Origin of the sequence: Sodalis-like endosymbiont of Proechinophthirus fluctus, assembly GCF_001602625.1 — a bacterium.
Taxonomy (GTDB): domain Bacteria; phylum Pseudomonadota; class Gammaproteobacteria; order Enterobacterales; family Enterobacteriaceae.
The window spans coordinates 8,071-13,824 of sequence record NZ_LECR01000075.1; the positions used below are offsets into that span (position 1 = coordinate 8,071).

Annotated in this window: 7 protein-coding genes, 1 tRNA gene and 4 pseudogenes; 3 read left to right on the forward strand and 9 right to left on the reverse strand. The window is 51.0% G+C overall.

Going from position 1 to position 5,754, the window contains the following annotated elements; genetic code table 11:
• From BG74_RS17745 to BG74_RS19045, 3 genes are all read left to right on the forward strand, one after another.
• Positions 1-371: multicopper oxidase domain-containing protein (locus tag BG74_RS17745; RefSeq protein ID WP_244267420.1), on the forward strand; the 371-nt coding region annotated here is incomplete at its 5' end.
• 33 nt (positions 372-404) lie between these two features.
• Positions 405-683 (forward strand): aldo/keto reductase, encoded by a 279-nt coding sequence (locus BG74_RS07305; protein ID WP_073961133.1) that lies wholly within the window; start codon positions 405-407, stop codon positions 681-683.
• 125 nt (positions 684-808) lie between these two features.
• The gene (locus BG74_RS19045; RefSeq protein ID WP_256364245.1) at positions 809-937 is read left to right on the forward strand and encodes a hypothetical protein; all 129 of its coding nucleotides are present in this window, start codon (positions 809-811) and stop codon (positions 935-937) included.
• Positions 938-1,585: 648 nt separating this feature from the next.
• Here the strand turns inward: BG74_RS19045 and BG74_RS13875 are convergent.
• The 9 genes and pseudogenes from BG74_RS13875 to BG74_RS20830 form a co-directional block, all read right to left on the reverse strand.
• Positions 1,586-1,969, reverse strand: a pseudogene (locus BG74_RS13875) (MFS transporter); the annotation flags it as partial.
• A 198-nt stretch (positions 1,970-2,167) separates the two neighbouring features.
• Positions 2,168-2,320, reverse strand: a complete 153-nt coding sequence (locus BG74_RS20810) for a hypothetical protein (protein WP_439895705.1) — start codon at positions 2,318-2,320, stop codon at positions 2,168-2,170.
• A 147-nt stretch (positions 2,321-2,467) separates the two neighbouring features.
• The gene (locus BG74_RS20815) at positions 2,468-2,743 is read right to left on the reverse strand and encodes a dihydrodipicolinate synthase family protein (protein WP_439895706.1); all 276 of its coding nucleotides are present in this window, start codon (positions 2,741-2,743) and stop codon (positions 2,468-2,470) included.
• 485 nt (positions 2,744-3,228) lie between these two features.
• Positions 3,229-3,879 (reverse strand): annotated as a pseudogene (locus BG74_RS07320) (FCD domain-containing protein); the annotation flags it as partial.
• 71 nt (positions 3,880-3,950) lie between these two features.
• A tRNA-Phe gene (locus BG74_RS07325) sits at positions 3,951-4,026 on the reverse strand.
• Positions 4,027-4,132: 106 nt separating this feature from the next.
• Positions 4,133-4,718: pseudogene (gene dicD / locus BG74_RS07330) on the reverse strand (division control transcriptional repressor DicD).
• A 41-nt stretch (positions 4,719-4,759) separates the two neighbouring features.
• Positions 4,760-4,912, reverse strand: a complete 153-nt coding sequence (locus BG74_RS20820) for a protein-disulfide reductase DsbD (RefSeq protein ID WP_204376346.1) — start codon at positions 4,910-4,912, stop codon at positions 4,760-4,762.
• Between the two features lie 7 nt (positions 4,913-4,919).
• On the reverse strand, positions 4,920-5,225 hold the full coding sequence (locus BG74_RS20825) for a thioredoxin family protein (protein ID WP_204376347.1): 306 nt from the start codon (positions 5,223-5,225) through the stop codon (positions 4,920-4,922).
• A 145-nt stretch (positions 5,226-5,370) separates the two neighbouring features.
• Positions 5,371-5,712, reverse strand: a pseudogene (locus BG74_RS20830) (cytochrome c biogenesis protein CcdA).
• Between the last annotated feature and the right edge of the window lie 42 nt (positions 5,713-5,754).

Consider the following 5,754-nt stretch of genomic DNA (forward strand, 5'->3'; position numbering starts at 1 on the left):
CCCGCACCCGCGAATTCTCCCTCGGGGGGGCTACCTCCGGTATCAACGGTGCGTTATGGAATATGAACCGCGACGACCTCCAAAGTTTACAGGGCAGTTTTGAGCGCTGGATAGTGCATACTAACACCCCGCAGGCGTTTCATATTCAGGGGGTATCTTTTCTGATTAAATGCGTCAATGGTAGCACACCCTTGCCTGAAGATCAGGGTTGGAAAGATACGGTATGGGTTGATAACGAGGTGGAATTGGTGGTTTGGTTCCCGCAGGTAGCGCCGGAGCACTTTCCTTATCTCTATTACAGCCAGACGCTGGAAATGGCCGATCGCGGCGCCATGGGGCAATTTGTAGTACGGCCTGCAGCCATGGCCTAACGGCGGCGCAGAGAGTGCTCCGGTGGCTTTGAAGTGCTGTCGCGATCGTGTAGCCGTGCGCAGTCGTCATCATGTGCGTCGACAAGGCGGCCACTGCATAAAAACGAAGGGGTCGGGGTGGTAAGCATTATTATCCGCTGGCATATCGATAATGGGTTGGTGGTGATCCCGAAATTGGTTACACTGGCGCGGATACGCACTAACTTCGACGTATTCAACTTCAGCTTATCACAAGAAGATCTGTCTGCTATTGCCACGTTGGACAGCGGCAAACGGCTGAATTCACATCCGGATACCATGGCTATGGTCTAAGACCGGAGAGAGATCCAGCGACGCGAGGATAGCGGTCCTCTCTGACCCAGGTCGCTTGGACAACGCTTAGGTCGGTTGCCCAGACCGCGGTGTAGCAGCAGAGAGGTGATATAAATCCAAAACTGGTGATAAAGGGTCAGATCCAGGCCAAGCTTTTGCTGCATGTCTTCAAACGCGGCAGGATCCGTCAGTCCGCCGACACCACCGCGACCACCGGATGGTTCGGAAGGACTGGGCAGATCATGAAAGAGTAGCCACCAGCAAGGTGAACAGGCTGATGAGCAATTGCCTAACGCGCCTGATGAATTTTCAGTGGGGTGAATCCCTTTATAGTCAGCTACCTATCTTAGTGTGCACTATTTCGCGTTAGCCTTGATCACGTTCTTCAGCCGATTGAGCGACCAGAGATTAGTATTATAGCCCTGCACTCTCCCCTTAAGAACAGTCAGCTCGGAGTATTCAAACATCGGCAACACAGCAGGTTTTGCAGCGATGAGTTTTTCTTACAGAGTCTTTATCAACGCCGCAAGTTTGGTGTGATCCCGTTCACTGCTCGCCCGATCGCGCAAGGCATTTAATCGGAAATATCCCAATCGGAGCGCTAAACGAAATTACCGGCGTTCTTGGCTTCCAGGCGATTGTTAGGGTTGGTGATAAAATCGTTTATGGCGCCCAGGGCGTTGGGCATGATCGCGGTCGCCTGCGGCAGTAGCAGATCGAAACCCCGTGAGCGGTGCGCTGAAATGATATCTTAGCCGTTGCCCTGTTGATAGCGATCGTGATACCGATTTTGGCAAGATTAGCCTGTAGCGCCGTCACGATACAAACCGCAGCGGCTGAGCGATGGTTTTTAATGTCAGCAAGAACATGTTGGGATAACCTGCTTCCGCCAGCAGTTTTTTAGCTTTTCCAGCCCAGTCTTTCGCCTCCGGGATTTTTTTTCTAAGTCAGAGGACAAAAGATAGGTAAAATGCCGATGAAGAAAATCGCACACTAACCTTATACCGACACCATCAGGCTGTAAACTTATACTACTGCCACTGCACCAATGAAAAACCAGAGATCAAAAACCCGCTCGCCTTATTTACGCAGATTCCTGGGCCAGCTCTCAGTGACATAGGTCGCACTGGCGGCGTATTCTTCCGTCATTCCCATACCGATTACCAGGAGGGAGATAAACATGGCGGTAAAACCGGGTGCCAGACAACAAGCCAATGTACCGCAAGAAAACAGCAGAATGCTGGACACTATCGCCGTCTGTAGCAGTCACCCATGGCGCCCGATAGAGATTGCGGTGCCAAGGGATAGGTTGCATAACATGATTTATGTGATACTCCCACGATGGGCTCTGCCCATGGCTATTATATAGAGATCAAAGATCGGTTCCATATGCCCGGCAGGCGCGATGCCTGCGGGCACAGGGGCTGTATAGGGCTGTTATTTTTTTTCGCGCAGTAAGTAGCTTTGCTGCCAAGGCCTCGAATTCAGGAAGATATATTTTCCGCCACCGGCATGAAGTGGCTTTCGACACAGTGGCATGGCCAGTACACCAACATACAGTGTAAAACTGTTTTCAAATCGCATAAAATACCGAATTTAATCAGCAGATTAATGACATCATTACATTGCGCCTGCAACTGTTGCGCGGTGGCGATATCTCCCTCTTTTAACGGCGGGTAATATCAAATAGGGCCAGCGCATAATGTTATATGTGCTTACAATACGGCCATCCGCGCCGGCCAATCCGGCCAATCCGGCCGGAGGTGAAGATCCTATCGTATCCGTTATAGATAATCAAACCCGGGTACGCCCCCTGGATCTGCTGCGTCTGAAACAGATCGCCAGAGGTTTTTTAAGAACGACAGTCCCCAGCCTGGCAGTGCCACCAGGATGGCAATTTGATCAAGCGTGAGCGTCACTCTTATCAGAGAGGGAATATTATAGACCACTATTGTCAGCTCGCTGGCAGCGTCAGTTATAGCGCGGTAAATGGTCGCAATGTTCTTCAAACCAACGGGGTAATAAAACGGGGTAATGGCGGAGACAGCATCGTAACCCACAACGACCGCCCTCTTGCGCCAGTTGCTGGCTTTCATGGATGCTGACCAGCGCCGATGTGGGCAATTAACGTAATTTTCCTGTTCTTATTCAGCCAAGACCTCAAGCACGTGTTCACACTCGGCAATATGCTGCACAAATGCTACACCCATGGAGCTACACCCACATACAGTCAGTTGATACTTGGTTGATGTTGAAGTGAACCAGACGGCGCAGATTTATCATATCTAGTTTTTCGTTGGCATCTAACGGTGTTAGCAGAGCGGCTATTACCCATATTAACAGAGCACTCACACTCTTCTCTTGTGACATTAGGCTTTCTAGCCTACATACCTTTGTACTCATTATACCAGTTAGATCGTTCGACTGCGAGACGAGAAAATATTAAATTGGATCTAATGCACTAAACGATCGGCTGACGATCCTCTGTACTGAGAAGAAACAGAATTATCAGGAACAGGATTTTATGCTGTTTATCGAAAGCGTACTAGGCGGTAAAAACGATGTTGAGATAAGTATGTAAAGCGTGGTCGGCCGTATCTGGATCGTGCATCTTGCTGGCGGATCGCGGCCATAATTGCAATATACTGCTGATAACTTAAATTATTATACTAATGTAATTAATTTTCCGGCACCGTTGGGCGAGTGGCGATAAGCCAATCGAGCAAGGTAACATGGATCACCAGGAAGAGGGGATTGCCCGGTATTTCTACCAGCATGAGATGAAACTCAACATCGGAACGTATAAAAGATCGTTGTCATCCAGCGACTGACTATTGAGTTCCAGCGCTTTGTTCAAGTGTTCAATCTGCGTTGTTGCATGCTTAGAAGCATGACGCACAAGGCTGGACTCGAAAAACAGGCGCAATTGCTCGAAATGGGCGACAACGCCGGGACGGGAGAGAAAAGCCTTCGCCATGCCGGATAATTCGCTAATGCGCTAATGATGATGATGCCGGCTGATGGGCGCGAAACACGGGCGCGCTCCCCGTTGCTGATTTGCACCAAACTCTTAGGCTTCAGTGTCGCCAATGCTTCCTATACCGAGGGGCGAATAACATTGACAAAAGCCATCAGCTGACGCTCTGAAAGCAAGTAGTTCGCCCTCGGCAAAGTCCCGTCGACGGATCATCTGCTTCGGCATTGCCGAGCGCGAATGATTTTCTAGATGGCAATGCATCTTTTGGAAAGGAAGGACGGGGAAAAGAATGGTGCCCGGACTCGGAATCGAACCAAGGACACGGGGATTTTCAATCCCCTGCTCTACCGACTGAGCTATCCGGGCAACGGGCCGCATTAAACCGTATTGGCTCGATTTCGTCAACGGGTTTATCCGAGAATTACGTGAAACATCTGTTACTTGCTGATTTTTAATACAAAAATAGGAAAATTCAACTTAAAGCGCCGTTTTTCCAGCACAGTGCAAACGTAAAATATATTCTGCCAGAGACGGTGCGCGCGCCACTGCCCCCATTCTGGGGTTATGCTTGACCAAAATTTTACTCAAGCAGCTCTCCAAACACCAGGTCCATCTGTTGGGAGACCATGGTCGGATTGTCACAGCCTCAAGTTCATCCAGTAGCGCCCGGGTGTAGCGGTAGGATGCCTGATTTTGCTGGTCCGCCAGTTGATGGATGGGATGCGAGGTTTGAGGATAAAAGTTGTAAGCGGCGATAAACAGGCAGCCAGGATAACGCTGCTATTCAATATGTTCCGCTAAAATCTGGTAGTGTGCCAGCAGTTTTGCTGTGCATCCATTGCATCATCTTGGCGTACGCGGTTGTGCTATCCGTCCAATTAGCCGGCATGGTAGTGCAAGCAGTCATAATGTAACGCCTCGCGATCTGGCCAGTAGACGCTCAGCTGCGCTAGCTGCAGCGCAAGCTCATTGGCCAGCATCAGCAGTGATACCCGCGAGAAACCCCGTTGTTCAAGCAGGCTCAACGCCCGATCCCATATTATGTTCTCGTTGCACATTTCCTTCTAGTTAACCAACGGTTGCATTGCTGGAGTATCTCTCACGGCGCCAGTTTCCGTAAATGTTGCGAAAAATCCGCCGCGTTTATAAAACCGGTTACCCGCGAGCCGGGGATCTCGTTATCGCGACTATCGAAAAATAAAATCGCCGGCAGCCACATCACCTGTGGCCGGCTAAGCAGAATTTTTTGCACGGGCGCATTAGCGGTAACATCTGCCTGAAGCAGGGTTAGGCGACCCATTTGCTCGGCTACGGTGGGGATCGCTGAAGGTGTATTTATCAAACACTTTACAGGCCACGCACCAGTCGGCGTATATATCCAGCATCACCGGCTTGCCGGGGCAAGCGTTTAGCACCTGAGTGATTTGCTCAAGTTTTTCACAGGCTGGAACGCCCCGGCGCTGCGCCGGTGGCCAACGGCGTGCAAGATAGAGTTTCCCCATAGCCAGTCCCGCAGCGCCCACGCGCTTATCAGCGTCAGGCCAAGCAGCAGCACTGCCGGCCACAGGCGGCCGCAATCCCGCAGGCATAGCAAAAAGCCCTAGACGAAAAAGGCGATCGCCAGGAGGCTCTATAGCCGCGCTCCCCAGTTATCACCCAGAATGCATTCCAGTAAGAATACTGGTAGCACCAGAATAACGAAACCAAATCCTATTTGACCTGTTGTATCCAATGGCCGCTTTTGGGCAACATTCGATGGCCAAACAGAGCGACCAGCACCAACGGGATACCCATACCCACCGCATATAGCCACAGCGTAAATCCGTCGAACCACAGATTACCGCTTTGGGTGATGTACAGTAAAATGGCGCTCAGGGGCGCAGTGATGCAGGGGGAGCAAAACAGGCCTGCCCAACGCTCCCATGATAAAAACGCCGGGTAAGGTGCCTTGACGCTGACGGTTGCTGCAAAGCGCTAGGCGGGTCTGTAGCGCCGGGGTAATTGCAGGGTAAAGGCGCCGAACATTGACAACACCAGTAGGATATACAGCACGGCAAGTCCGATCAGCAATACGGGCTGTTGCAGCGCCGCCTG